At 69.3% G+C, this 26,070-nt stretch carries 24 protein-coding genes; 13 read left to right on the top strand and 11 right to left on the bottom strand.

Translation table 11 applies throughout. The features are described 5' to 3' along the window. Window positions 1-523 (bottom strand): EamA family transporter (locus FJV41_RS31495; RefSeq protein WP_246137548.1); only part of this gene is annotated, 523 nt, incomplete at its 3' end. Window positions 524-808: 285 nt separating this feature from the next. Between FJV41_RS31495 and hrcA the strand changes: the two genes are divergently transcribed. Continuing rightward, window positions 809-1,840: a heat-inducible transcriptional repressor HrcA gene (gene hrcA / locus FJV41_RS31490; protein ID WP_141646294.1), complete on the top strand. Its 1,032-nt coding sequence runs from the start codon at window positions 809-811 to the stop codon at window positions 1,838-1,840. A gap of 61 nt (window positions 1,841-1,901) precedes the next feature. On the opposite strand, the gene FJV41_RS31485 is transcribed toward hrcA, so the two are convergent. Further along, on the bottom strand, window positions 1,902-4,784 hold the full coding sequence (locus FJV41_RS31485; protein ID WP_141646290.1) for a carboxypeptidase regulatory-like domain-containing protein: 2,883 nt from the start codon (window positions 4,782-4,784) through the stop codon (window positions 1,902-1,904). Between the two features lie 52 nt (window positions 4,785-4,836). Then, window positions 4,837-5,748, bottom strand: coding sequence for a lipid kinase (locus tag FJV41_RS31480; protein WP_246137550.1), 912 nt, complete (start codon window positions 5,746-5,748; stop codon window positions 4,837-4,839). A gap of 477 nt (window positions 5,749-6,225) precedes the next feature. Between FJV41_RS31480 and FJV41_RS55005 the strand changes: the two genes are divergently transcribed. Beyond that, window positions 6,226-6,990 (top strand): immunity 52 family protein, encoded by a 765-nt coding sequence (locus tag FJV41_RS55005; protein WP_141646293.1) that lies wholly within the window; start codon window positions 6,226-6,228, stop codon window positions 6,988-6,990. Window positions 6,991-7,121: 131 nt separating this feature from the next. On the opposite strand, the gene FJV41_RS31470 is transcribed toward FJV41_RS55005, so the two are convergent. Continuing rightward, on the bottom strand, window positions 7,122-7,991 hold the full coding sequence (locus tag FJV41_RS31470; protein WP_141646288.1) for a CREC-EF hand family protein: 870 nt from the start codon (window positions 7,989-7,991) through the stop codon (window positions 7,122-7,124). A gap of 185 nt (window positions 7,992-8,176) precedes the next feature. Here FJV41_RS31470 and FJV41_RS31465 point away from each other — a divergent pair, with 185 nt between their 5' ends. Then, window positions 8,177-8,659 (top strand): transcriptional regulator, encoded by a 483-nt coding sequence (locus FJV41_RS31465; RefSeq protein WP_141646287.1) that lies wholly within the window; start codon window positions 8,177-8,179, stop codon window positions 8,657-8,659. Window positions 8,660-8,718: 59 nt separating this feature from the next. On the opposite strand, the gene FJV41_RS31460 is transcribed toward FJV41_RS31465, so the two are convergent. From FJV41_RS31460 to FJV41_RS31450, 3 genes are all read right to left on the bottom strand, one after another. After that, entirely contained in the window at window positions 8,719-9,438 is a 720-nt protein-coding gene (locus tag FJV41_RS31460; RefSeq protein ID WP_141646286.1) for an HAD family hydrolase, read from the bottom strand. A gap of 42 nt (window positions 9,439-9,480) precedes the next feature. After that, on the bottom strand, window positions 9,481-10,281 hold the full coding sequence (locus tag FJV41_RS31455) for a hypothetical protein (RefSeq protein ID WP_141646285.1): 801 nt from the start codon (window positions 10,279-10,281) through the stop codon (window positions 9,481-9,483). Between the two features lie 101 nt (window positions 10,282-10,382). Next, window positions 10,383-10,730 carry a hypothetical protein gene (locus tag FJV41_RS31450; protein ID WP_141646284.1) on the bottom strand — a complete coding sequence of 116 codons (348 nt, stop codon included), beginning with the start codon at window positions 10,728-10,730 and terminating at the stop codon, window positions 10,383-10,385. Window positions 10,731-10,945: 215 nt separating this feature from the next. Between FJV41_RS31450 and FJV41_RS31445 the strand changes: the two genes are divergently transcribed. From FJV41_RS31445 to FJV41_RS31425, 5 genes are all read left to right on the top strand, one after another. Then, window positions 10,946-11,941, top strand: coding sequence for a site-2 protease family protein (locus FJV41_RS31445; protein WP_141646283.1), 996 nt, complete (start codon window positions 10,946-10,948; stop codon window positions 11,939-11,941). After that, window positions 11,938-12,699 carry a hypothetical protein gene (locus FJV41_RS31440; protein ID WP_141646282.1) on the top strand — a complete coding sequence of 254 codons (762 nt, stop codon included), beginning with the start codon at window positions 11,938-11,940 and terminating at the stop codon, window positions 12,697-12,699. The genes FJV41_RS31445 and FJV41_RS31440 overlap by 4 nt, the downstream gene beginning before the upstream one ends. A 133-nt stretch (window positions 12,700-12,832) precedes the next feature. Next, window positions 12,833-14,830: a DNA repair helicase YoaA gene (gene yoaA / locus FJV41_RS31435; RefSeq protein ID WP_141646281.1), complete on the top strand. Its 1,998-nt coding sequence runs from the start codon at window positions 12,833-12,835 to the stop codon at window positions 14,828-14,830. Between the two features lie 101 nt (window positions 14,831-14,931). After that, a complete protein-coding gene (locus FJV41_RS31430) occupies window positions 14,932-16,272 on the top strand; it encodes a hypothetical protein (RefSeq protein ID WP_141646280.1) in 1,341 nt (446 codons plus the stop codon). 80 nt (window positions 16,273-16,352) lie between these two features. Continuing rightward, the gene (locus tag FJV41_RS31425) at window positions 16,353-17,150 is read left to right on the top strand and encodes a PhzF family phenazine biosynthesis protein (protein ID WP_141646279.1); all 798 of its coding nucleotides are present in this window, start codon (window positions 16,353-16,355) and stop codon (window positions 17,148-17,150) included. 64 nt (window positions 17,151-17,214) lie between these two features. On the opposite strand, the gene FJV41_RS54685 is transcribed toward FJV41_RS31425, so the two are convergent. Together FJV41_RS54685 and FJV41_RS31420 are read right to left on the bottom strand one after the other, a co-directional pair. Beyond that, window positions 17,215-17,346 (bottom strand): hypothetical protein, encoded by a 132-nt coding sequence (locus FJV41_RS54685; protein ID WP_281291512.1) that lies wholly within the window; start codon window positions 17,344-17,346, stop codon window positions 17,215-17,217. A 187-nt stretch (window positions 17,347-17,533) separates the two neighbouring features. After that, on the bottom strand, window positions 17,534-19,642 hold the full coding sequence (locus FJV41_RS31420) for a TonB-dependent receptor (RefSeq protein ID WP_438616765.1): 2,109 nt from the start codon (window positions 19,640-19,642) through the stop codon (window positions 17,534-17,536). Window positions 19,643-20,111: 469 nt separating this feature from the next. Between FJV41_RS31420 and FJV41_RS31415 the strand changes: the two genes are divergently transcribed. After that, window positions 20,112-20,372: a hypothetical protein gene (locus FJV41_RS31415; protein WP_141646278.1), complete on the top strand. Its 261-nt coding sequence runs from the start codon at window positions 20,112-20,114 to the stop codon at window positions 20,370-20,372. A gap of 21 nt (window positions 20,373-20,393) precedes the next feature. On the opposite strand, the gene FJV41_RS31410 is transcribed toward FJV41_RS31415, so the two are convergent. After that, on the bottom strand, window positions 20,394-20,672 hold the full coding sequence (locus tag FJV41_RS31410) for a LysR family transcriptional regulator (RefSeq protein ID WP_141646277.1): 279 nt from the start codon (window positions 20,670-20,672) through the stop codon (window positions 20,394-20,396). 104 nt (window positions 20,673-20,776) lie between these two features. Here FJV41_RS31410 and map point away from each other — a divergent pair, with 104 nt between their 5' ends. The 4 genes from map (at window position 20,777) to FJV41_RS53990 (ending at window position 25,223) form a co-directional block, all read left to right on the top strand. Then, entirely contained in the window at window positions 20,777-21,586 is an 810-nt protein-coding gene (gene map, locus FJV41_RS31405; protein ID WP_141646276.1) for a type I methionyl aminopeptidase, read from the top strand. Window positions 21,587-21,952: 366 nt separating this feature from the next. Further along, window positions 21,953-22,579: a hypothetical protein gene (locus tag FJV41_RS31400; protein WP_141646275.1), complete on the top strand. Its 627-nt coding sequence runs from the start codon at window positions 21,953-21,955 to the stop codon at window positions 22,577-22,579. After that, on the top strand, window positions 22,576-24,339 hold the full coding sequence (locus FJV41_RS31395) for a zinc metalloprotease (protein WP_141646274.1): 1,764 nt from the start codon (window positions 22,576-22,578) through the stop codon (window positions 24,337-24,339). Before FJV41_RS31400 ends, FJV41_RS31395 begins: the two co-directional genes overlap by 4 nt. Window positions 24,340-24,644: 305 nt before the next feature. Further along, entirely contained in the window at window positions 24,645-25,223 is a 579-nt protein-coding gene (locus tag FJV41_RS53990) for a hypothetical protein (RefSeq protein WP_246137546.1), read from the top strand. On the opposite strand, the gene FJV41_RS31385 is transcribed toward FJV41_RS53990, so the two are convergent. After that, window positions 25,212-26,070: tyrosine-type recombinase/integrase (locus tag FJV41_RS31385; protein ID WP_141646273.1), on the bottom strand; the 859-nt coding region annotated here is incomplete at its 5' end. The genes FJV41_RS53990 and FJV41_RS31385 overlap by 12 nt on opposite strands.

Below are 26,070 nucleotides of genomic sequence, written 5' to 3'. Positions count from 1 at the left end.
GCTCGCCCCCGAGGTTCAGCAGGACGATGCCGCCAAACCCCACCGCCAGCCCCCAGCGCTCCAGCTTTCCGGGCCACTGGCCGAACAGTCCACCGAACAGCGCCGACCACATGGGCAGGCTGCCCACCACCAGCGCCGCCACGCCGGAGGGCACCCACTGCTGCGCGAACACGAGCCCGCCGTTGCCCACACCCAAGAGCAGCAGTCCCACCACCGCGCTGGAGCCCCACTGTCGCGCGGTCGGCACCGGCGAGCCCTTGAGCCACATCGCGCCGAACAACAGCGCTCCCGCCAGCAGGAAGCGCGTTCCTGATGCGAGGAATGGCGTCATGCCACCCTGGAGTACCCAGCGGATGGCCAGATAGGTGGAGCCCCAAACGAGGTACAGCGTCACGAGGCACAGCAGGATGCGGCCGCGCGAGGCACCCGACTGGAGCGCGTCACCAGCGACAGGGGACGCGACGGGGGAGAGGGCGGGAGTGGAAGGCGTGGACAGGGACGAGGCGGCGGACGAGGCGGACACGGTGGCGCGGCTTGTAGCGTCCGACCTCCCCACGGGCCATGTGCGCATTGCCGTACCCCACAGTCGGTGGAGTCGTCGGGCGGTACAGTGCGAGTGCGCGCCAGGTTGGATGCGGCGGCGCCTGCCTGGCTCCCTGGTGGGTGGTGCGAGGGCGGGGACCACCCTTCGGCCGCATGTCTCCTTCCGACGTGGATTGAACCCACGGACAGGCTTTCTTACACTTGGGTCTCGTGGAGCGCTCGCGGCGCGGTGGCTGGCCGCATGCTTCAGAGTGAGAGCCCCTGGATGTCCGAAGAGCTGGGTGAACGCGAGAAGGAAGTCCTCCGGGCCGTGGTGCAGGAGTACATCTCCACGGGCGGGCCGGTAGGGAGCCAGCAGCTCGCTCGCCGGCCTGGGTTCGAGGTCTCCTCGGCCACGATGCGCAACGTGCTGGCGGATCTGGAGGAGCTGGGGTTCCTGGAGAAGCCGCACACCTCCGCGGGCCGGGTGCCCACTGACGCGGGTTATCGCTTCTACGTGGACACGCTGGTCAAGCTGAAGGACCCCACGCCGCGAGACAGGGAGCTCATCCACGCGGGCCTCTTCCACGACGCGAATCTGGAAGAGGTGTTGGGGGATGCCAGTCGCCTCCTGCATTCGCTGACGCGGCACGCGGGCGTCGTCGTGACGCCTCGGCCCGAGTCCGCGGTGTTCCGTCGCATCGAGTTCGTCCGTCTGCGCGAGGACCGGGTGCTCGCCATCCTGGTGGGGCAGAGCGGGCAGGTGCACAACAAGGCCATCACCGTCGACTTCCCCATCACCTCGGACGAGCTGATGCGGGCGAGCAACTACCTGTCGGAGCTCCTGCACGAGGTTCCGCTGGAGGAGGCGCGTGAGCGCATCCGCTCGGAGATGGACCAGGAGCAGGCGCTCTACAACGCAATGACGGCCAAGGCGCTCAAGCTGGGGGCCGCGGCCACGGACCTGCCGACGACGGAGCGCGTGCTCATCCAGGGCACCAACTCGTTCCTGGAGCAGCCGGAGTTCGCGGACGTGGAGCGCATGCGCGCGCTCTTCAAGACGCTGGACGAGAAGCACCGTCTGCTGTCGCTGCTGGACCAGGTGCAGCGCGCCAACGAGATGCAGATCTTCATCGGCGCGGAGAGCGACTTCTCCGCCGCGGGCGATGTGTCTGTCATCGCCAGCCCCTACGGCAACCAGGAGCAGGTGCTCGGCACGGTGGGCGTCATCGGCCCCACGCGGATGGACTACCGCCGCGTGATTCCGCTGGTGAACTTCACCGCGCAGGTGCTGTCGCGCGTGCTGGAGAAGGTGTAGCCGGCACCACATCGCGCGGAGGGGAGGCCCCCCGCGCGTGCGAGCGAAGCTGCGGCCCTCTTCACTCCGCGCGAGTGGCCTGCAGCTCGCGCTCTCCGCCTTCGCGCCGCACCTGGAGGCGCACGGGTGTACCGGGAGCGCCTCGGGTGCGCGCCTCCGCTTCCGACCTGTCGCGCACGACGAGCCCGTCCACCGCGAGCAACCGGTCACCCACCGCCACACCCGCGCGCGCGGCGGGCCCATCCGGCGTCAGCCACGCCACGGCCACCTGACCGCGCTCCTCGCTGAACCCCGCGCCCACGGTGCCTGGCGTCGCGCGGCGCGGGGACACCGTCACGTCGCCCAGGTCCGAGGTCTCCGCCTCCGTCACCTTCACGGAGTGCGTCTCCACGCGCCCCTCGGGCGGCATCAGCCTCACGGTGTGCGGACCGGGTCGGACCTCGTCCAGATGGAAGCGGCCGTCCACTCCGGTGACGGTGTCGGGCCTGGCCGTCACCGCGCGGTCCAGGAACACCGCCACACCCGCGGCTGGACCACCACCCCGACTCCACACCGCGCGCCCGATGATGGAGGCCGCGCCTCCCGTCGTGAGCGACACCTCCACGTTCGCGCTGCCGCCCGGCTCCAGTGCCACCCTCGCCGAACCGGTGCGCCCGTCCTGCGTCTGGACATGCACCTTCACCACCTGCCCGGGCGCATCCCTCATCTCGAAGGTGTCTCCGCTGAAGCGCCGCGTGGACGGCGCCAGGGGCTCCCAGGGAAGCTCCTCGCCGTTGTCCTCCGTCAGCCTCAACGTGAAGCCCGCGGGCACCGCTCCACCGCGCGCCACCACCCGTCCGCGCAGGTGGGCCGCGGGCTTCAGGCGCAGGTCCATCAACCCCTGGCCCTCGCGCACCGAGGGCACCCTCACCACGCGCCCACCGTTGTGGGCCGCCAGCTCCTGCAGCGGAGGCGCACCCGACGGCCGCGTGGGAATGGCGAACGTTCCGTTCTCGTCCGCCTGCACGCGCATGGTGAAGGGCATGTCTCCCCCCTGCACCGCGGCCACGACGGCGAAGGGACTGGGCGCTCCTGAGGGCTCGCGCACCGTGCCGGAGATGCCGCGCTCCTCCACCAGCACCAGGTCCTGCTGCACGGCGCTCCCCGCCTGCACCGTCACGCTGGGGTCGTCATCCTGGAAGTAGATGAATCGCGCGCGGGGCAGCACGGCGGTGAGCTGGTACACGCCCGCCGGCAGCTCCAACTGGTACAGCCCCGCCGCGTCCGTCTCCGCCCATGCCAGGTCGGAGGTGCCGCCGGGCGCGCCGCGGGGCACCGCGCGCACCACCGCGGGCTCGGACAGGGGCTTGCCCGAGGACTGCGTCACCATTCCCTGGACCATGCCGGAGTCGGTCAGCGTCAGGTCCACGCGCGTGCGCGTGCCGGCCTTCAAGGTCTCCATGCGGCTGGTCCAGCCCTGCGAGCCATCGCGCCGCGCGCGCACCGACATTCGGCCGGGCACCAGCCCGCTGAGCGTGTACGCACCCTGTGAGTCCGTGCGAGTGGTGGCCGCCGCGCCCCCGCCGTTGCGCGGCGGCTGGGCTCGCACCTCCGCGCCCGCCACCGGTTGACCCTGGGGGTTGACCACCACGCCCTCGACCTCGGCGGTGGCCGGCTCCAGCTTCACGTCGAGCGTCGCGTGGGCACCCTCGGACACCACCACGCCGTCATGCGTGGCGCTGGCGAAGCCCGGAGCGTGGACCTGCACGTCGTACTCACCGGGAGGCAGGCCCAGCCGGTAGATGCCCTCGCCTCCGGACGTGGTGCGCGCCAGCTCACCGTCGGCTCCCGTGGGGCTGACCACCAGCACCGCGCCGCGCACCGGAGCCTCATCGCCGGTAGACCTCACCTGCCCGGTCAGTCCGCTCGTCGAGCCCAGCGCCACGGTGAGGCCGCGCAGCGTCTCGCCCGGCGCCACGAACAGCGTGCCGGGCACGCGGCCCACCGCGTCGCCATGTCGCGCGGACAGCACCCAGTCGCCACCGCCGACCTCGAGCGCGAAGCCGCCGCCTTCGCTCGAAGTGGTGCTCACGGGCGCTCTTCCTCCCGAGGCCGTCACCTGCGCGCCGGTGACGGGCTGGCCCTTCCCGTCCACCACGAAGCCCTCCAGCGTGCCCGCGCCCCACAACCCCACCACCAGCTCTCCCTGCTGGGGCACGTGGAGGAAGCGCAGCGTGCGGCGGCTGAAGCCCGGCGCCTCGGCCGTGAGGCCATAGCGGCCTGGAGCCAGTCCGGTGAACTGGAACTGGCCGCGCTCGTCACTCGTCGCCGTCACGGCTTCCTCGGCAATCGCCGCGGGCTCCGCCCAGGCGATGGCGGCCCCCGGGTACGGATGCAGTGTTACCTCCGCCAGCGGCACCGGCTCACCGCCGTTCTCCGCCACCGTGCGACCCTGGAGTGTCACGCCCGCGCTCAGCGTCAGCTCGACGGATGTCTCCGCTTCACCCGCGGGACGCGTCGCCTCGCGCCGCGCGGGAGCATGGCCCTCGGCGTGCGCGGACAGCAGGTAGTCGCCCGGCCGGGTGGGCAGGCGCAGCGTGCCGTCCTCGCCCGTGGTGCCCTCGGCCGCGAGCCGCCAGGAGGACGCCGCCGCATCGACGAGGTCCTTCGACTGCTTGCGCCAGGCCCGCACGTTCGCGCCCGCCACCGGGCCGGAAACGCCCACCACGCGCACCACGAAGGCGCCTTCGTCGGGGGCCGCGGGCTCGTCGCGAACCGCGGCGGACACGGACTCGGCGCGGGCGGTGACGCCAGCGCCGCTGGAGGAGGCTTGCGTCTCGCGAGGCGCGGAGGGCGTCGGGTCGGAGGGCGTGCCGGGCCTCGGCACGCGGAACCAGAGCAACAGCACCGCGCCGATGGCGAGGAGGGCGGCGAAGAAGATGGGACGTTGGGACCGCAGGCGCATGGCTCGTCCTCGGGAGGACGCCAGCCTAGGACAGCCTGGGTCATTTCGGAATTCAGGAGGGCGCGGGCGCGTAGACGCGCAGGGCCGCGGGGGCCACCTCGAAGCGCATGGGCGTCATGCCGACGAGCTCTCCGTCCGCGTTCACTTCCTGCGGAGGCGTGGCCTCCACATACAGCCGCACGGCGAGCAGCGAGGTGACGGCGGGGTTCTCCCCGTGCTCCCCGGAGCGCACCGACAACGCTACGCGCGCGAGCGTGGCCAGGTCCTGGAGCTGGCCCAGGCCCGTGCCGTCCCGGCCGGAGGTCGAGGAGGGCGCGGCGACGGCGTAGACATGCAGCCGTCGGTCATCCAGGCGCGCATCGGGCGCCACCATGTTGCCCGCGCCGTGGTAGCGCCCATTGCCCACCACGAGCTGGAGCACATCCAGTTCCAGTTCCTGTTCATCCGCCTTGATGCGGATGCGGAAGGGCCGCAGGTCCTTCGCCTCGGCGGCGGCGGCCACCGGATAGGCCAGCTTGCCCGCGCGCTGCTTCAGGCGCTTCGTCAGTCGCCGGGCAATCGCGGCGGCCAGGCCCAGGCTCGCCGCGTTGAGGAAGGGGCGTCCGTTGGCGAGCCCCACGTCCACGCGCGCCGCATAGCCCTTCGCGATGACGTCACACGCGGACTCCACGTCGGGAGGGATGCCCAGGGAGCGAGCGAAGTCGTTGCCGGTGCCCAGCGGCAGCACGCCCAGCGTCACGTCGCGCCCCAGCAGATGTGCCACCGCGCCGCTCAGCGTTCCGTCTCCGCCCCCGACGAGGATGCGGCGCGTGCCACGCGCCAGCATCTGCTCCAGCACGCGGCGCAGCCGTCCGCTTTTCGACAGCGCGTGGCTCTCCGTCAGGATGACGCCCCGCGAGGCGAGGGCATCCCGGGCGAGCGAATAGGCCTCCCTGCCCGAGCGGGACTGCGTGTTGACCACCAGGGCCGCCGGCCCGTCGTCCGGGGCCAGCCGGCGTGGAGGCTCGATGAGCGCGGGTTCCAGGGGGACCTCCTCCTTGCTGCGTGCCGGAAAAGGTGTGCACGCGGAGCCGAAGGGGCCAGCGGTCTCTAGGGGAAGAGGACCGAAAGACAGCGGTCATGCGACATCCCCGGGGACGCGGGGGGGCGAGCTGGGAGGCGAGGGTTCAGCCCTCCGCGTCCACTTGAAAGGGTTCGCAATCCTCAGCGGTCGCGGGCCTTTCACCCCACGGCCGTTGCCCCTGTATGGCCCCGCGCGAGCAAGGGCGCGTCCCCTCGTGCTCGGGCGTACCAGGAACAGATTTCAGGACACTCCTACGATGACGCCTCCTGGGTGGGTGGCGTGGGCAGGAACAGCGGTGGCGTGAAGTTCGATGGCTACAAGGAGATCACCGCCATCCACACCCTGGCACGTCCCCTGGTACCCTCAGAAGAGCGAATCATGACCGTTCCATCCGCGCCCAGGGCCTACCCTGAGAGCTACTACGCTGGTGCCCACTGGGGGCCGAGACGGGAATCCCCAGAGGAGTGCGCCCGACGAGCAGGGACCTTCCTCAACATGCTGGCCACGTGTGACCCCCTGCTGGCGAACTGGAACAAGCTTCCCAAGCCGCGAAAGGGACGGAAAGTCCCCCTCATGCCCCCTGACCTCCCCACCTTGACGGAGGCGTTCCGGCGCGGCGTCAACCGAGATTCCGGCGGGCCCCCCATTGAAGAGTTGGGTTGGACCGTCTCGGCATACAACGACGGCGCCGGCTCAAACTTTGTCTCAGTGAGAATGCAGTGCGGGGGCTACGTCGGATGCAGCACCGACAATGCATGCTTACTGTCACTTCCCTACCCGGGGAAGAACGCGGAGCGAATCCTCGCGGCATCCGTGCTGACCGAAGTGGTGCGCGGCATGGCGGTGGCCTGGGAGCCTGACTGGGCGGTGGTCATGTCTCGTGCGCACCGGGATATGGACGATGAAGAAGGCAAAGCCGACATTTGGGTGGGCTGGGTGACGTACCTCGCCCGTCATTGGGGCACGGTGCCCCCGCTTCCCGCTCCCGTGCGCGTTGAGCCGGTCGAGGACAAGGGTACGCTCATCGTTCTGACGCCGGAACGCTTCACGGTGGCCAACCCGGAGCACGTGGCGCTGTCGAGGCGCGTGCGGGAGCTGCTGGCGCGGGCCGGGCTCGTGAAGCCGCTTCAGCCCCCACCGTAGAAGAGTGGGGGAGCCGAGTCGCCCGCTGCTCGGCTCCTCAACGAGGGCGGGACGGCGGAGGTCCAAGACTCCCAGGAAAGTCGCGGGTCAGGGCGCTCCTGCCTCGGAATTGGGTTGTCTCGTGCAGAGGTTCAGCCCTCCGCGTCGCGTCCTTCGATGATGCGGCGCTGGATGTCCTGACGCAGCGGGAGGGCCTCCTCCGTGCTCAGGCGGCCGTCACCGTTGGTGTCGTACGTGGCCAGCAGTGTCGCCCGGCGCTCCTGGGCGGCCTCCACCCGGTCCCGCCTCAGCGCGACACGCTCACCCGCATCGAGCACACCGTTGTCATTCGCGTCGTACGTGCCCAGCCGCTCCTGGCGCCGGGCCTCCCAGCGGGCGCGCCGAGCCTCCCGTGCCGCCTGCCGCTCCGCCTCGTCCAGCGTCCCGTCCCCGTTGGTGTCGTGCTGCTCCAGGCGCTCGGTGCGCAGGCGCTGGCAGCGCGCCTCCATGGCGTCCACCAGCGCGGTGCGCTCCTCGGCGGACAGCGCGCCGTCGCCGTTCTCGTCGAAGGCCCAGCGCACGCGCCAGAAGGCCCAGTGCCGCGCGCGTCGGCCCAGCTGCGCCAGCCGGGGGCGCAAGGTGTCGCGCCGCTCACCCACGTCCGCCTTCAGCTCGCGCAGCTCCCGCGCGTTCAGCGCGCCATCCCCGTCGTCGTCGTACTTCGCCAGCACCGTCCGCCGGTGCTCGCTGAAGTCGCACGCCTGCCCGTCGTCGGTGGGCTCTGTCTCCAGGCCACTCACGTCCTCATCGGCCATGGCCCCCTGCTGCGTCGCGTCCGTGTCCGCCACCGCGTCCGCGCCCAGCGCGCCGTCTTCCTCGGCCGCGGTGAGATACGACGCGGCCTCGCCCACGTACCGCGTGGTCTCGTCTGGTACGTCATCGCCGCAGGCGGTGAGCCCGAAGGGCAGGGTGAAACACAGCGCGGCGGCGAGGATGCGACGGTGAGCGGTGACTCGTTTCATGGGGATGGCTCCAGGTTCGAAGTGCGGCGGTGTCCGGCCTCGCTTTGCTGAAACCCGGTGCGTCGGAAGAAGTTGCGGAGGGACAGAGGTGGCCGTCGCGCCCCTTCCATGTGCCAGGGTGGCTGCACACCTTTCAGGCGCGGCCGGCTCCGCGCCGGTGAAGCGCAAGGCCTGGAGGGCGATGCATGGCACGAGGAAGCAAGGCGAAGTACACGGCGAAACAGAAGCGGATGGCCGAGAAAATCGAGAAGGGTTACGAGGCCCGCGGCACGTCGGACAAGACGGCGGCGGCTCGGGCCTGGGCCACGGTGAACAAGGCCACCGGCGGTGGGATGAAGGGTGGCTCCGGCAGCAAGGCCAAGATGGCCCGGCGCCGCCCCAAGGTGCGCGCCGCCGCGAAGAAGGCCGCGCGCAAGCGCACCGCCGCGCAGCGGTCCGCGTCGGCTCGCAAGGCGGCTGCTTCGAGGACGCGCAAGCCCGTGCGCGCCACGCGCTCCGGGAGCAAGTCCACCGCGCGTCGCGTCGCCGGACGCCGGGCCACGGCTCGCAAGACTTCCACGAGCACGCGCTCCAAGCGCGGCACGGCTCGCAAGAGCACCCGAGGTATTTCCCGTCGCGGCACCACCGGAACGCGCGGCTCACGCGGCCGGGGCGGCTCGCGCAGGTAGTCGCGCGCGGCTCGCGCCCCATCCTCGGTGTGCTCGAGGTGGGGCGCGAACGCGCTGCTTCAGCGAGGCTCTTCGTCCTTGGAGGCCGGCGGCGTGGCGCCGGGTCCATTCCACGGCCAGTCGACCGAGGAGTCCTCGGCCAGCCGCAGCAGCTCCGAGGGGTCCTTCACCAGGATGCGGCAGCCCGCGGAACGCAGGTCCTCCGGAGAGAAGCCTCCGGCCAGCACGCCCACGGTGGACATGCCCAGCTTGCCGGCGGCGAGCGCGTCATAGGGCGTGTCGCCCACCACCACCGTGACGTCCGGCGCGGGGCGGCCCAGCCTGGCGAGCGCGCTCTCGAAGATGTCCGGGTGAGGCTTGCTCTTGTCCACCTCGTCCTTGCTCGCCTGGGTCTCGTACAGGCCTTCGATGCCGCACAGCCGCACGTAGTACTGGAGCTCCTCGTCCTTCGCGCTGGAGGCCAGGGCCAGGCGTCGGCCGTGCTGACGCAGCCGCTGGAACAGCTCCCTCACGCGAGGCAGGGGCCTCACCTTGGGCAGGAACTCCCGCAGGAACAGCGCGGAGCGGTACTCCTCCAGCTCCTTGCCGAAGCGCTCCAGCTCGTCGTCGTTGAAGAAGACGGGGATGAGCTGGTCGGCTCCCTTGCCAATCTGACTGCGCACATGGGCGAACGGGACATCCCTGCCGAAGTGCAGGAACGCACGTCGCCACGCCTCGGCGTGCTCGTCCACCGAGTCCACCAGCGTTCCATCGACGTCGAAGATGACGTTCTCCACCATCGCGCGCCTCCCGGGCCAAAGTGGGGACGCCCCAGGTGGCGGTCAACCGCCCGTGGGCGGGTTCTCTGGGGTCGCCTCCACCAGTGTTCGTGTCTTCACATCGTAGCCCTCTGGTGCCGTGAGGGTGAAGGTGTCATTGGGCGGCGGGCTGTTCAGCTCCACACGCGAGAGCACCGTCTCCCCGACCTTCCGCCCCCCCAGCCACCGGGTGAGGCGCCGGGGGACGCACAGTGCCAGGGCCGCGTCGCAGTGCTCCTCCTCCATGCGGACCTCCGCCTGCGTGCCGTCCGGCGCGCGCGAGCGCTTGTCCAGGAAGTCGAGCCCCGGCCAGCGCAGCACGTACACCAGCTCCAGGCCCTGGGCCTCGCCCCCCAGCGTCACCGCCAGCTCCACGGCTTCTGGCGCGCGGGGATGTTTCACGCGGCGCAGGGTGGCGCCGTGGGACACGAGCGGCGCGCGGAAGCCCTCGGGCGTGAAGACGCCGAAGGTCTCCGTGAGGAAGCCCGCGAGCTTCGCGGGAGGCAGCTCCGACTTGAACGTGGTGAAGCGCTTCTCGCCGTCCAACTGCTCGAAGAGGTGGGTGCCGTCCCACGAGAAGATGCGCGTGGCGGGCGTGCCCAGCGTGCCGCGCATGCGCTGAGGCGCGCGGTAGTCGAACGAGAAGGGCACCTCGTCCTGGCCCTCGTCCTTCACCGTGCCGGCGATGTGATACCCGCCGAGCTTGGTGTCCCGCTCCGCCAGCCGCTGTTTCACCTGTGCGGCCAGCGCCGCGGTGTCGTCCGTCTTTCGTGGGCAGCCCGCGAGGGCGAGGAGGACACAGGGCACGAAGAGGCGCAGGCGCATGGAATGAGAAAGTGAGGCAGGAGGGGGGCTGAAAAGCAAGGAGGCCCGCCTGTCGCCAGGGGGCCTCCCGAAAGGTGCCGCCGTGAGGGCCGGCGGCCTGACTACTTCACCGCCACGCCGGTGGCCGTGGAGGAGGTGATGCCGATGATGGTGCCGAACAGGGCGTAGATGCCGTGACGGGGGGTGGTGGACGCCGACTTCAGGTCGACCTTGGACGCGCCCATCGCCTTCGCCTCGGCGATCAGGAGCTTGTTCACCACGGTGTCCAGGTCGCTCTGGACGATGTCGATGATGTGGAAGATGGCGGTCAGGCCCAGCGCGTTGGTCTGGATGACGGCCACGGCCTCACCGTTCGCCGCGATTTCGGTGCCGGAGACAACAGCGCTCTCGACGCTGGTGCAGCCGATGAGGCTGGACGCGGCAACGGCGGACAGGATGAGCTTCTTCATGGTTTTCCCCTCGTTGAGTGTTGCTTGGACGGTGGTCGAGCACTCCCGTGAAGGGAACGCTCGTCCGTTTGAATGGGACCTCAAGCGCCGGGGTACGTACCAGATGTCGACTCCATGTCAAGGTCCGTCCGGACACACTGTACGCCCGTTGGGTGAGCGCGCTCGCGTTGCAATGCACATCTCGCCTTGCTAGCCCCAAACCCCGAGGCTTCCGAATGGACATCGTCCCCGCCGCACGTCCCGCGCCCCGGTACTGGATTCACCTGCTGCTGCTGCTGCTGACGGTGGTGACGACCTTCACCTCGTACCTGCTGTACTTCCACTTCCAGCGGCCGTACTCGCCGGACGAGGTCTCCAGGGAAGCGGCGATGCGCGCGCTGTCGTTCAGCCTGTCGCTGCTGGCCATCCTGGGCACTCACGAGATGGGCCACTACGTGCTCGCGCGCATCCACCGCGTGGACACGTCGCTGCCGTACTTCATCCCGTTGCCCGTGCTGGGCGTGGGCACGCTGGGCGCCGTCATCCGCATCCGGGACCGAATCCCGCACCGCAACGCGCTGGTGGATATTGGCGCGGCGGGACCGCTGGCGGGCCTGGTGGTGGCGCTGCCCATCCTCTACTGGGGGCTTGCGCACTCCACGGTGGTGGACGCGCCCCACGTGCCCTCGCAGTTCCCCGGCGAGATGTCGCTGTGGGCGTACGGCAAGGACTTGTTCACCTGGGTGATGGCGAAGCTGACGCACGCGCCCGCCGCGCCGGAAGAGACGTTTCATGGCGTGCAGACCCTGTTTGGTGACAGCCTGCTGATGCGGGGGCTGACGTGGTTGGCGCTGGGGCCCTTGCCGGAGGGAAAGGACGTGCTGGTACATCCGGTGGTCATCGCGGGCTGGTTCGGCCTGCTCGTCACGCTGCTCAACCTGATGCCCATGGGACAGCTGGACGGCGGGCACCTGGCCTTCGCGCTGCTGGGCCGTCACGCGCACTGGGTCGGGCGGGCCATGGCCGCGCTGCTCTTGTTCCTCACGCTCTTCGTCACCGCGTCCTGGGGCCTGTGGCTCCTGGTGACGAGCAAGGTGGTGGGCTTCGGGCACCCTGACGTCGTGGCGCCGCTGGAGCCCCTCAGTCCCACGCGCAAGCTCATCTGCGCGCTGTGCCTCTTGGCCCTCATCGGCTGCGCGATGCCCGTGCCGCTGCGTCAGGTGGTGTCATGAAGTTCCAGTGTGAAGCCTGTGAGCGGCTCATCCCCCTGGAGTCCTTCCGGATGGAGGGGGGCGGGCTGGTGGTGTCGTGCCAGCGGTGTGGCGCGGAGAGCCGCGCGCGTGCGTCGCTGCCGCTCTCGGTGTCCCCGGCGCTGTCGGGCGAGGGCTCCGGCTCGACGCAGTCCTCGGTGGAGGACGCGACGGCGTCGGTGCCGCCGCTGCCCGCGCGCGCCAGCACGCCGGCCCTGCGGGTGGTGCGGGGCTCGGCGGTGCCGGTGACGCTGGACGACGAGGCGCTCTTCACGCCTCCGCCGGGACACTGTCCCAAGTGCGTGTCGCCGCGGCGGGAGGTGGACACATCCTGCGCGCAGTGCGGGCTGGTGTACGCCAACTTCATGGCGGAGGAGCACAAGCCCTCGGACGACCTGATGGGGGCGTGGCGCTCGCTGGCGGAGCACTGGGAGGAGTGGGAGGCGCACGACAGGCTGCTGACCCTGGCCATGGGTCGCGGGGAGCTGGCCTCGGCGGGCCGCCTGTACCGGGTGCGGCTGGCGCGGGCGCCGGACGACGCCGTGGCGCACCGGGCACGGGAGGAAGTGGTGCGGCGGGCCACCCTGGTGGTGCCCACGGAGGTGGAGTCCTCGGAGGTGTCGCCAGGCAAGCGGCGGCTGCGGGCGGCGGCCATCGCGGCGCTCTCGCTGGTGGTGCTGGTGCTCTTCACGTTCATCATCCAGCGCGTGCGGCTGCTCTTCTTCAGCGACCTGCCCTGACGCGGCGGGCGGCGACTCCCCCGCGGGGCGGCCGGCCATGCGGGCGCGGGGCATGGATGGTGGATGGAAACGGGCCTGGGGCGCGGCTGGCTGCTATCGTGTCGGGCCGCTCCCGCGAGGCTCGCCACTCCCGATGACGCTTCCCGTCTCTCCGTCACTCACCGTCGACAGCCTGCTCGGTCCGGGGGGCGCGCTCCAGGTGGCCCTGCCCGCGTACGAGCACCGGCCGGAGCAGCTCCAGATGGCGCGCGCCGTGGAGCGGGCCTTCGCGGAGCGCAGCTACCTCTTGGCGGAGGCGGGCACGGGCACGGGCAAGACGCTCGCCTACCTGGTGCCCGCGCTGCTGTCGGGCCGCCGCGTCGTGGTGTCCACGGCGACGAAGACGCTGCAGGACCAGATCTTCTTCAAGGACCTGCCGCTCCTGCGCGAGAAGATGGGGCTCACCTTCGAGGCCGCCTACCTCAAGGGTCGCAACAACTACCTGTGCCTGCATCGCTACGGGGCCTTCGCCAAGGAGCCGCAGTTCGGCTCTCGCGACGAGGCGCGGTACTGGCCCAAGCTCAAGGCGTGGGCGGAGGACACGCAGACCGGGGACCGCAGCGAGCTGGACCTGCCTGAGTCGTTCAGCGCGTGGGCTCGGCTGTCCACCACGTCCGAGACGTGCGTGGGCACGCGCTGCCCGCTGTACGAGCCGTGCTTCGTCACGCGCATGCGCAAGCGCGCGGAGAGCGCGGACCTGCTGGTGGTCAACCACCACCTCTTCTTCGCGGACCTGTCGCTGCGCAGCTCCGGCAAGCGCACCGAGGGCGTGCTGCCGTACTACGAGGCCGTCGTCTTCGACGAGGCGCATGCGCTGGAGGACGCGGCGAGCGGCCACTTCGGCGTGGGGGTCTCCAACTACCGGATGGAAGAGCTGGCGCGCGACGCGGTGGCGTCGTTGAAGGAAGACGACTCGCGGCACGCGATGCTGCGCGCGCTGGCGGCGCGGCTGCGCACCGGCGCGGACGCCTTCTTCGCGCAGGCCCCCCGGGCGCTGGGGTTGTCGGGCCACGAGGCCTCCGTCTCGATTCAGCCGGAGGCGATGGGCAAGTTGTCCAGCGCGCTGGGCGGTGTGCGCGAGGGCCTGGCCGCGTTGTCCGCCTTCAGTGCGGGCGAGCGCGAACCGGAGCTGGCCGCGATTACGCGCCGCGCGGACGAACTGGAGGAGCAGCTCTCCTTCCTGGAGAAGGCCGAGTCGTCGGACCACGTGTACTGGGCGGAGCAGCGCGGCAAGGGGCTGTTCCTGCGCGCCAGTCCCATCGACGTCGCGAAGGAGCTGCGCGAGCGGATGTACGGCGCGCTCGACACGGTGGTGTACACGTCCGCCACGCTGGCGGCGGAGAGCCGCTTCGACTTCTTCGCCCGGCGCATGGGGCTGTATGGCGAGGATGGCCAGACGGTGACGCGCGTGCGCACGCTGGCGGTGCCCAGCCCGTTCGACTACCCGCGCCAGGCCGCGCTGTATCTGCCCACGCACCTGCCGGACCCGAGCGCCCCTGGCTTCATCGAGGCGGCTGCGGAGGAAATCGTCCAGCTCTGCCAGGTGACGGGGGGCCGTGCCTTCGTGCTCTTCACGTCGCTGCGCAACATGGTGCGCGCGTACGAGCTGGCGGCGGGACGGCTGCCGTATCAGGCGCTGCTCCAGGGGGAGCGGCCCAAGGCGCAGTTGCTGGAGGCGTTCCGCGACACGCCGAGCGTGCTCTTCGCGGCGCACAGCTTCTGGGAGGGCGTGGACGTGCCGGGGGACGCGCTCAGCCTGGTCATCATCGACCGGCTCCCGTTCGCCTCTCCGGGTGACCCGCTGGTGGCCGCGCGAATCAAGCAGCTCCAGACGCGGGGCGAGGAGCCCTTCGAGCAGTACCAGCTCCCCCAGGCGGCGCTGGCGCTGCGTCAGGGCTTCGGGCGCCTGATTCGCACCCAGTCCGACAAGGGCATCGTCGCGATGTTGGACCGGCGCATCCTCACCAAGGCGTATGGACAGGTCTTCCTGGCCAGCCTGCCGGACGCGCGGCGGATGGACGACCTGGTGGAGCTGAGCCGCTGGTTCAACGGCCCGGTGCGCCCCGTGCGGTCCTTGCGTTCGGTGGAGTGAGCTGAATTTCCGGGCGAAATTGCCCGAGAATTCCGCTCATTTCGTATGCCTTCGGCCGGGTCTGTTTCACCGGCTGTCCCCGCACACCCCAGAGCCCTGACGTGGACTGTCTGGTCCTTCCCTTCCTGCGCCTCGTCCTGCTCGCCGCGGTGGCGTTGGTGTGTGCGTGTGAGCCCATCTCGCTGGTGCCCATGGTGGAGCCTCCCCCTGACTCGGGGAGCGATTCACCGGACGGAGGGGAGGAACTCGGTGGGAAGGAGGGGCCGGATGGAGGGGAGTCGGGTTCGCCGGACGCGGGGCCAGACGGTGGGACGGATGGTGGGATTCCGCTTTCCGAGGACGCGGGGACTGACGCTGGGCCGAATGTCCCCGTCCGGCCGCTGGGAGATGGCGGTGTGGATGCGCGGATGACGGCGTGGAGCGACTGCGAGGACGGCTGGCAGTCGCGCACGGTGCTGCCGCTGGGAGCAGACAGGGGGTATCCGCAGTTCGGGCTGGATGCGGACGGCGAGGCGTACTTCGTCGAGTACACCGACGCGGTCCTGCGAGTGGTGACGACGAAGCCCTGGCGCGTCTTCGCCGAGACGGGTTTCGCGGGAGGGCAGTGGTGGTTGGGTGGCATCCGCGTGGATGCGGCGGGTGAGGTCCACCTGGCCATCAGCCCGCGGTCCGATGACCTGGCGCAGGTGGTCCCCACCGATTTCCTCCATCACACAGGGGGACGCTGGGAGCACGCTCGGCTGATGAGTGGACTGGTGCGGGCCTATGACCTGGATGCGCAGGGAAGGCTGCATGCCATCAGCCTGGTGGATGCGGTGAAGCACCGGCTCAACCATGTGCAGGGGCGTATTGGTGATTTGTCTGTCATCGATACGGGCATCGAGCTTGGGTCGCTCTCCACGCGCGTGTCGCTGCGCGCGGATGGCCAGGGCAAAGCCCATGTGACGTATGAGTACGACGCCGTGCTTGGACGCGCTGGCATCTTCTACGCGACGAACGCCTCGGGGACGTGGGTGAGGGAGCAGGTGGCCGCGGCGGGTGCGAATCCGGTCATCGCGGTGTCCCCAGCGGGGGTGCCACACATCCTTTGGGCGAAGGCGGGCGTCTTGTCGCTGAGCAGCCGGAGTGCTCCAGGCGAGTGGTCGACGAGCATCCTTCCCTTCGAGTCGTCTTCTGGTGAGCTGAGGTTCTCCGCCTCGGGGGTGATTCATGTGCTGCGCAATCTCGGGAAGCGGTTGGAGTACCGGAACGACGCGCAGGGGGATTGGGTGCCGAAGACGGTCATCGACCTGGAGTCCAGCCTCCTCGATTTCCCCTTCTATGACTGGGCCCTGGAGGTGGATGCACAGGGCCGCGCGCATGGGATGTACACGGAGCTGGTCGAAGCCCAGGAGCCGATGCGAATGCTCCGGCGTATCGGCTATTCGCGCCAGTGTCCGTGAGCGGTGCGAAGGGCTTGCCTCCGCGACGCTGGCCGGTAGTCATGCTGGAGTTCCCCCGAATGCCGCCACCCGGACACCCCATGAGACTGCCGATATTCCAGATTGATGCCTTCACCGACAGGGTGTTTGGCGGCAACCCAGCCGCGGTCTGCCCGCTGGCGAAATGGCTGCCCGACACGGTGATGCAGAAGATTGCGATGGAGAACGCGGTCGCCGAAACCGCCTTCTTCGTCCCACGGGGGCGGGACTACGAGATCCGCTGGTTCACGCCCGAAATCGAGATGGACTTGTGCGGGCACGCCACGCTGGCCGCCGCGCATGTGATCGCGCGGCATCTCGACCCGTCCGTCGAATCGATCCGGTTCCATTCGAACAGCGGCGAGTTGTTCGTCCGCATCGACGCGGAGTCAATCACCCTGGATTTCCCGTCGCGCAAGCCAGAGCCCGCGCAGGCGCCGACGATCATCCTGGAGGCATTCAATCTCAAGCCGATCGAAGTCCTGAAGTCCCGAGACTACGTGCTGGTGTTCGAGGACGAAGACATCATCAGGAGCCTCACTCCCGACCGGAACATGCTCGACCGCATCAACCTCGACCCGGGCGGCGTTGTTGCAACCGCCAAGGGGCGCGCGGTCGATTTCGTGTCGCGATACTTCACGCCTCAGGCCACCATCTTCGAAGACCCTGTCACCGGCTCCGCGCATTGTTCGCTCGTGCCCTACTGGGCTGAAAAGCTGGGCAAGGAATCGATGGTCGCGATGCAGTTGTCGCCGCGAATCGGCACGCTGCATTGCCGGCAACAGAACGACCGTGTGCTGTTGGCCGGCAAGGCCGTCACGTATCTCGAAGGGCACCTGATGCTCCACCTCGACGACTGACGTCCGCGCCGGCCGGCTCTCCCGGTTGAGTCACCTCCAGACCAGTACGGGGCACGGCGAGCATTTACGCTCTCTCGAGCACCTGTCCCTGGTCCGCGAGGTCCATGACGCCTTGCTTGTCGCGGCTCTTGCGCAGGCGCGCGAAGAGGTGCGTGTGAATCTGCCATCCGAGGTGCTCGACTCGGTCCTGGGTCACATCCCGTTCGTTGTGGTGGGCCTCACGCTTGGGGCCAGTTGATGCATCCGAGGGAGTCCTTGAAGATTCGCCACTTTCGATGTGGCGAATCTCAGGGGAGCGGTCTGCGTACGCGAGATAGAACGTCCTGAAGTAGCGGAGATTCGTTACGGAACGACCGGGGATGCCGTGCGACTGCCATGGAGGCTCAGGGCGCGTCACGAAGTCGCAGGCCCACGCGCGCGAGCAGGGGCGGGCCCAACGTGTCCACGCCCGCGCGGCCCGCGAGGTATTCGCGGTCGAAGAGGTTCTCCACCGCGGCGAAGAGGTCCACCTTCCAGAAGAGCCGCCGGCTGACGGCCGCATCCACGACGAGCGCGCCACCCATGCCGCGCTCATTGAGGTCATCCTCGTATTGAGGCCCGGTGACTCGGAGCTGCACGGTGGCGGTGACGAGGGACGGGTCCTCGAAGGTGAGGCTGGCGGCGGCTCGATGCCTGGGGTCCTGCGCGAGCTGTCGGCCCACGAGCGCCGGCTGGCCAGGCGCATCCGTCACGGTGGGGTCCACGAAGGTGTACCCGAGGAGCGTCGTCCACTGGCGTGACAGTCGCCAGTCGATGCTGGCCTCCACGCCGCGCACGCGGGCGCGACCCAGATTCTGCCGCTCGCGGCCCATACCGTCGGGAAGGGTGACGTTGGTGATGGGGTCCTCGAGCACATTCCAGAAGCCGGTGACGCGGGCGGTGAGGGTGCGCAGGGGCTCGACTTCCACGCCAGCCTCCGCGCCCCACAGGCGCTCCGCGCCGAGGTTCGCGTTCGCGGCGGTGAACACGGTGCCGACCTGGAAGGGGCGATAGAGCTCGTTGAGCGTCGGTGCGCGGAAGGCTCGATACCCGGAGGCACGCAGCGTGACGGCGTCCCAGGGGCGCAGGCGCACGCCCAGGCGTGGACTGAGCTGGTGCTCGGTTCGGTCCTCGAAAGGAGTGGTGTCCACCGCGCCGCTGGCTCGCTCGACGCGTTGGAGCCCTTGCGTGTTGCGCCAGACGTCGAAGCGGAGCGCGGCCGACAGCTCCAATGCGGAAGTGATGGCGTAGAGGTCCTGGAGGAACACGCCACCTGTCCACTGCGTGCCGCCGGCTTCACGGGTGAGGACGGTGTCGGGAGTCTGCGTGGGTGGGAAGAGTTGCTCGCGGGATGTGCCCGACAGCCGCCGAGCGTCGAGGCCCGCCGAGAGCTGATGGGTGCCACCCGCCGTCCAGCTCGGCGCGGTCCACACGAGTGAGGCACCCTGGTCATCAGCAGGCACGTCCTGGGACGCGGCGAGGGACTCAGCGGCGCGGTCCTGGGCGACGCGTGCGCGGTTCTGTTCAAAGCGAAGGGCACGGCCGTAGAGGTCCAGGGAGAAGGTGCCCAGTGTGTCGGTTTGAAATCGCGCGCCCGCGCCGAAGTGCGCCAGCTCCACGCGAGCGGTGGTGAAGCGGGTGCCTCCGTTCTGGTTCTCGCGGAAGAGGTTGGCGCGGGCGGACAGCGTCAGCGCATCGGAAGGTCGAGCTTCGACGCGGCCGTTGAGGACGACATGGTTGCTGGGCGTGTCGCTGTCGATGGCGCCGCGTTGGCCCGGGGTGACGATGCGATAGCCGCTGCTGGTGAGCAGCTCGGTTTCGACGGCGGCGGCGATGGAGCCCCAGCGGTGTGCACCGCGCGCGGCGAGGAGGCCCGTGTCGCGGTTGCCGGCGGAGAGGTCCGCGTCGAGCGCCGGGCCGGTGATGGGGCGGGAGATGAGCTGCACGACGCCGCCGAGCGCGGAGCTGCCATAGAGGGCGGAGCCGCCACCGGGGACGACCTCGATGCGGTCCAGTCCGAGGCGCGGGAGCGAGCGCCAGAAGACCCAGCCCCCGAGCGGGTCATTGACGGGGACGCCGTCCAGCAGGACGAGGGTGCGCGCGACGCCGGAGGGAGCGAGGCCGCGCAGGTTGAGGCCCTGGGCGGTCGGGTCGGAGACGAGGCTCGGCGTGCGGCGGAAGGTGGCGACCGAGGGCAGGGAGCGGACGAGGGTGTCCTGCGTCAGCGAGGGACTGCGGTCGATTTCCTCGCGAGGCAGCACCACGGTGGTGGCGGGCACATCCCGCACGGGACGTGGAAGGCGCGTGCCCGTGACGACGGTTCGCGAGGATGCGCTTGTCTCCGGCGTCGTTGTGGGCAGCGTCGTGCTTGATGGAACCTCAGGCGCGGTGGACGCATCGGCGATGGGAGCAGCAGGCGCCTCGTGCTGTGAGGGTGCCTCGGCGAAGGCGCGGGAGGTCGCCACCTGCTTCACGGGCGCATCGACAGCGATACGAGGGGTCGTCTCAGGCGCCGTGGGTACATTGGCGGCGGGCCGCTCCGGAACAGCTACGGAGGAGCCGTCGGAGCCGGCGATGCGAGTGCGCGACTCAGGCGATGAGGAGGTGCCAATGACGGTGTTCCGCGCGCCGGACTCCGTCGTCGTTATTCCGGTGTCTGGTGTTTGAGCCCAGGCCAGTGACGAGAGCAGCACCCAGGGAACCACGAGCCGACGAGGTGATGACGGGATGCATGACGACCTGCGCGGCATGTCTGGCGGTTCCTTTTCGGTCCGGGGGCTCTCGGCGCGGCAGTATGTCTCCACCTCGGGCACGGGCGCCCGCCGAGCGTTATGAGGCTCATCGAGGCCGCATGGTATCGTCCAGTTCGCAACGAGCGCGGGGGCAGCCTGGATGTGTGGTCACGACGTGTTGGAGCGGACTTCACACCCGCAAGGCGGGGTGATGAAAGTGCTCGCCGCGCGGAGGCTCAATGACAGGGACTGCGCGGTCTCCCTCGAGCTGGCCGGGTCACGTTACGAACTCGTGGCTGAGCGCATCTGGGGACCGGAACAGGGACCAGGGCTGGCGTTGGGAGACTTCTCGCCCTCACGAGTCTTCGCCGACCTGCCGCTCAGCGCGCGCCAGCTTCGCGAGTTGATTCGCACAGCGGTCCTGTCTCACCGGGGAGAAGCCCTGGAGTTCCCGGTGGAGGTTCCGGGCTAGCGAGCGGGCGTGCGCTTTGCCTCACCCGCCCGCGTCGCGCGGTGAGAGGCCGCGCACGGTGAGCACCGCGGTGTCCACCTCCGCGAGGATGCGGCGCGCGTGGTGCAGGAAGACCTCTCCGGCTGGCAGCAAGCGCATGCCCTGTCGAGTGCGCTCGAAGAGGCGCGTGCCGAGTTCGTCCTCGAGCGCGAGGATGTGGCGGCTCAGCGGCGGTTGGGTGAGGTGGAGCCGGCGCGCGGCGCGGCCCACGTGGCGTTCCTCGGCCACCGCGACGAAGGACTGGAGGTGGGTGATGCTCACGGCCCCAGGTTACCGCGAGCGCCCCTGTCCTGCACCCCCGCCCTCGAGCGCGATACCGAAACAGCATTGGACGCTGACGCCCCCCAGGGACACCTTGGCTCCCCATGGGAACACCATTGTTCAAGGGCACCGAGGTGGAGCGTCTGCGTCGTGCGGGCGAGGCGGCTGCTGGCACGCTCGCCTGGGTCGCGGGGAAGCTGACGCCGGGCATCTCCACGGAGGACATCAACCAGTGGGTGCGCGAGGACACGGCCCGCCGAGGCGGCACGCCCAGCCAACTGGGCTACCACGGCTTCCCCGCGACGGTCTGCACCAGTCGGAACAACGTCGTCTGTCACGGCGTCCCACGCCCGGACGAAAGACTGGCCCCCGGTGACATCATCAACGTCGACGTCACCACCTGCCTGAACGGCTACCACGGAGACACATCCGCCACGTTCTGCATCGGTGACGTTTCCGCCGACGCTCGGCATGTGGTGGACGTGGCGCGCCGGTGTCGTGACGTGGGTGTCTCCGTCGTGCGTCACGGTGCTCGGATGGGCGACATCGGCGCGGCCATCCAGGAGCTGGCGGAGAAGGAAGGGTGCAGCATCGTGCGGGAGTTCGGAGGACACGGCATCGGACGCTCCATGCACGCGCCGCCCCATGTTCCGCATTTCGGCTCGCGGGGGACGGGCATCACCTTGCGCTCCGGCATGGTGCTCACCATCGAACCGATGGTGAACCTGGGCCGCCCCGAGATTCGAATGCTCGCGGACGGCTGGACGGTGGTGACGGAGGACGGAAGCCTCTCCGCGCAGTTCGAGCACACCATCCTGGTGACGCGCGAGGGCTGCGAGGTGCTCACCCCATATCCCGGTGCTCATCCGGTGGTGGAGCCACCCTTCCTGACGTCACAGCCCGAGGCCCGTTGAGTTGAGCCTGGCGCACGACGTGTTCGACGCAGCACCGTCGAGGTCTTCCCGCTGACGCCGTCCGGAGGCGCACCGGGCCGTTCGATGACACCCGTCGTGCTGCCCCGATCTCCGACCGAGTGACACTCCTCCGCGAGATTGTCTCGGGCTGAATGTCTCCGCACCCCGGCTGCTTGATGCTGGTGGGCGAGGAGAGTCCTCATCACGCCTATCCCGGGCTGAATGTCTCCGCACTCCGGCTGTTTGATGCTGGTGGGCAAGGGGAGTCCTCCCCACGCCTGTCTCGGGCTGAATCCTTCCGAGACTCTGGCTGTTTGATGCCGGCGCGAATTGCGGCTAGACGTGTGGCCTGCGAGTGGGGGCCGCATGCGCGCACGAGGCGACAAGGTCGGAGTCGGGAGCGTGGTGTTGGGCGTCGTACTGCTCGCGGCGGGAATCCCCCTGCTGGTGCCTCGGCACATGTCACGCGAGGACGCCGCCGCGAACCCGGCCACGGTGCACCAGGAGCCAGTCGAGGTTGCTCGGCCTGGAGACCCGCGCAAGGACTCGCCGGAGCCTGTACTTCACATCGAGCAGGTCCAGGGACCTGATGGCCTCACGGTGCAGGTGGCGAGGTCCACCCCCGCGACGTCCTCGCTGACGAGGTTCGCGAAGGACGCACTGGTTCCCCTGACTCCAGATGAGGAAGCGCTGCTGCGCGAGGAGCCCAGCGACGACCTGGCCGCGCTCGTGACTCGTATGGAGCGAGCCTTCCAGGATGCGAGCCCTGAGACCCGGGGGCGACAAGAGCAGCGCTATCTCGCCGCGCTCAATCTCGTCGCGAAGCTCTCCGCCCCACCTCCGGAAGACGCCCGTGCACGGGACGAGGACGCTCGCTACCAGCGCGCGCTCGCGGAGGAGCAGGTGAAGTGGAGAACTCTCTCGCCCGGGGAGCGCGACCGCGCGCAAGAGACATTCAAGGAGTGGTTCTTCCAGGGGGAGCAGAAGCGATGAAGTCGTTCATGGGGGCGCTTCGCATGGTGTTGCTGCTGGCGCCGATGATGGCGTGGGCGGGGCCGCACTACGTGGCATCGCGGGACTGGGGCAGCTTCATCTGGCTGAGCACCTGGCTCGACGCGGGACAGACGTACACCTTCGAGACGAGAGACCTGACGGGCTCCGCGCCGGACACGGTGCTGCACGTGTTGCGCGACAGGAATGGCTGGAGTCAGGTCGCCGTGGGCGACGACTGCCAGGGCGCCACGCGCTCGTGTGTGACCTTCGTCGCGCCGGACTCCGGCTACTACCGCGTCTGGGTGCGAGCGTACGCGGATGGGCGCGGTGGCACGGCGAGCCTGTATCGCAACGGGACGCTGCTCCTGTCGCAGCAGCCCTTCGGAGGCGTGCCGCTTCTCTTCGCGTGGAACGCGAAGGACACCTTCAGAGCCTCGGCCACCAGCCCCGGAGGAGGAGACCATCTGCTCTTCCTGCTGCGCTCCAATACCGAGTACCTCCAGCACGATGACGACAGCGGGCCGAAGTACTACCCGCTCGTCACCGCGACGAGCACGCAGAACGTCGGCACGCAGCGAGTGGTGGTGGGGCGCTTCCCGGGCAGCGCCGGAACGGCCAGCTTCGTCCACGACGAGGAACTCTGGTCCACCATCTTCGATGACAACGACGGTGACGAGGATGGGCTCTCGGACTCGCTCGAGCCGCTCATCGGACTGAGTCAGAACAACGAGGACTCGGATGGGGACTCGATAGCGGACACGCTGGAGGTGTTCGGCAATGACGGTTTCTCCTTCTCCGAGTGGAGCAGCCCCACGGCGAGGGACCTCTACGTGGAGGTCGACTGGATGCAGCACCCGACGAACCCGTACCTCACGCGGCAGCCGTACGCCGGCCTGGTGGCGGACGCGGCGGCCGTATTCGCCCAGGAGACGGGTGGGAGCGTGCGGCTGCATGCCTTCATCGACAGCGCGCTGCCATGGCATGAGGTGGTCTGCTACGGGAGCTGCGCCAACGGCGTGGACTTCTACGCGCTGAAGCAGAGCGCGTTCTCGTCCGCGAACCCCGAGCGCCGGCCGTACTTCCACTACGCGATGTGGGCCAACCGGCACACGAGCCTCACGAGCTGCTCGTCGGGAAAGGCCGAACTGCTGGGCAACGACCTCATCATCAGTATGGGCTGCTTCAGCAGTCCGAGCATCCAGGAGCAGCGCGGCACGTTCATCCACGAGCTGGGCCACAACCTGAACCTGGACCACAACGGCAATGACGTGCCGGGGCAGTACAGCGTGGTGCACGACAGCGTGATGAACTACCGCTACCAGTTCGCGGGCGTGAGCAACTCGGGGTGGCACTCGTACTCATTTGGCGACAACGGCTGCGCGGCATGCGGTTCGTCACCGAAGGCGGAGTGTGTCTCCTGCCGCGATGGCTTCCTGGGCTGCGGCTTTCCGGGCTGTGGCTCCTGCGACTGCGATGTGGGCGAGTGGGGCTCGCTGGAGCTCGACTTCTCCGACGACGGCGACGCCGATGACGGCGCGGGCCGAGGCTCGAAGCGCTCCCTGCTGACCCGCTATGCGCCGGATGACAAGGGTGGCCCCGCGCGCTTCCAGCCGAGGGTGCCGCACGAAGAGTCCTCGCTGGTGCGACGGCGTGACGACGTCCGACGCAAGCGGGAGCGACTCCTGTCTCGGGGGCGCGTGGAGGGACGCGACTTCCACGTGTCGGCGGATGGAACGCTGCTGTACGCGGAATGCCTCTGACCTCGACGGTCAGGATGCGTCAGGTTCGTTGGGAGCAGGGTGCCCCAGCCCGCGTCAATCACCACCGGTCCCTGGCCCGGCTTTCCGTAGACGTCCACGGGGACATCCGCCACCCCATGGTCGAAGGGGCACTGGAGTTGTCGCGTGTCGTCATGCGGGTCCTTCCTCGGATGGGCGAGAGTAGGTGGGGCGCACGGTGACCGAAAGCCGCGAAGCAGACATGCCGCCGCATCGCTGGCCTCCCTTGATTAGAAGGGCGAAAGTCGGCGGAGGCGGAGGGCACTTGCCCTGCAGAGGAGCACGTGATGCCGAAGTCGGAAGGACCACACCGGCTGGGCGCGCGGAGCTGTGCGCTGGGGTTCTTGCTGATGCACGGCGCCTGCTGGCTTCGCCCCGAGCCTCCCGGGACGGACGCAGGCTCTGTTGTCGCGGCGCGGTCCGAAACCCCACCGTCTTCAGCCGTGGGCGGGGTTCGTGAGCCGCCTGCTGGTGGCCTCGCTCCGTCCGACGTGGCTTCGCGTGACTCCAGGCGCGCGGTGCCCTCGTCCGCCGACGGAATCACGGTGTCGGGCGTCTCCGCGGAATCGACGCCAGATGGAGGCACTCGCGCGTCGGAGTCACCTGGCTCCCTCGCGTGCGCGGACGTGTGGCGCGCGGCACGGGTGGACGTGGCCTTCAAGGAGATGCCGGAGACGCGCTCCATCCAGCGCACAGGCCCACGGCTGGAGCGACGATTCACCGTGGCCCGACAACTTCGAGGTGCATACCGCCATGGGGACCAGTGGGCCTCGGTGCTGGAGTACGAGGCAGGCGAGACGCGCGGAGGCGTGAGCTACGGACTCACGGCTCTCTTTCCCAAACCTCCAGTAATTTCAGTGGCTTGATGCGTTGCCGAGACTTGCTCCACTCGACATGTGCCCTCTATGTGCCCCTTCGGTGGCGATACCCGAAACGGCAAGAGTCAGAGGGCTCGGCTGGTCAAGCTGCTGCACCGCGCTCGCTCGTGTCTCCGGCGATAGATGGGCGTAGCGCATCGTTTCCGTGATGTCGGCGTGTCCCATCAGCTCCTGGATGGCCTTCAAGGGGACTCCACGCATGGCAAGGTGGCTTCCGTAGGTGTGCCGCAAGTCGTGCCATCCGATGATTCCCGCCTCGCGAGTGATGCCCGCCCGACGGAGCGAGCGTGTGAGTGGACAGACCAACTTGCCGGATGTGAGCGGCTGGCCATCGTCCTGGCAGAACACGTAGGGCCCGCGCAGATGCCGATGCCCCTTGAGGGCTTCGACCGCCGATGCCGGGAGGTCCACGGTTCGTTCGCGTCCCCCTTTCGGCAGGCCGGTCACGCCGCGCCAAATGGTGCGACGGACATGCAGCTTGCTCCCCTTCAAGTCCAGGTCGTTCCACTGGAGCCCAATCAGCTCCCCATGTCGAAGCCCTGTCTTGATGGTGACGAGAAGCAGAGTCCTCCACTCGGGCTCGGACGCTTCGATGAGGCGCTCCGCCTCCTCAAAGCTGAGGAAGTCGAAAGAGGGCTTCTTCGTCTTGAGACCCTTGACGTGGGGGACGTGCGGGATGACGCCCTGCTCTTGCGCCAAGGCCAGCAACTTGTGGAGCACCTTGAGTGTGTCGTTGATGTACTTGGCGGACAGAGGCTCTGGACTCGGCACATTGCGCGCGTTGAGGGCAGGCCGCACCGGGGTGTCCTGCCTGACGCGTGAGCGAGACGGCTTC

The organism is Myxococcus llanfairpwllgwyngyllgogerychwyrndrobwllllantysiliogogogochensis, assembly GCF_006636215.1.
Lineage (GTDB): Bacteria > Myxococcota > Myxococcia > Myxococcales > Myxococcaceae > Myxococcus > Myxococcus llanfairpwllgwyngyllgogerychwyrndrobwllllantysiliogogogochensis.
This window is presented reverse-complemented; position numbering and strand designations above follow the sequence as displayed.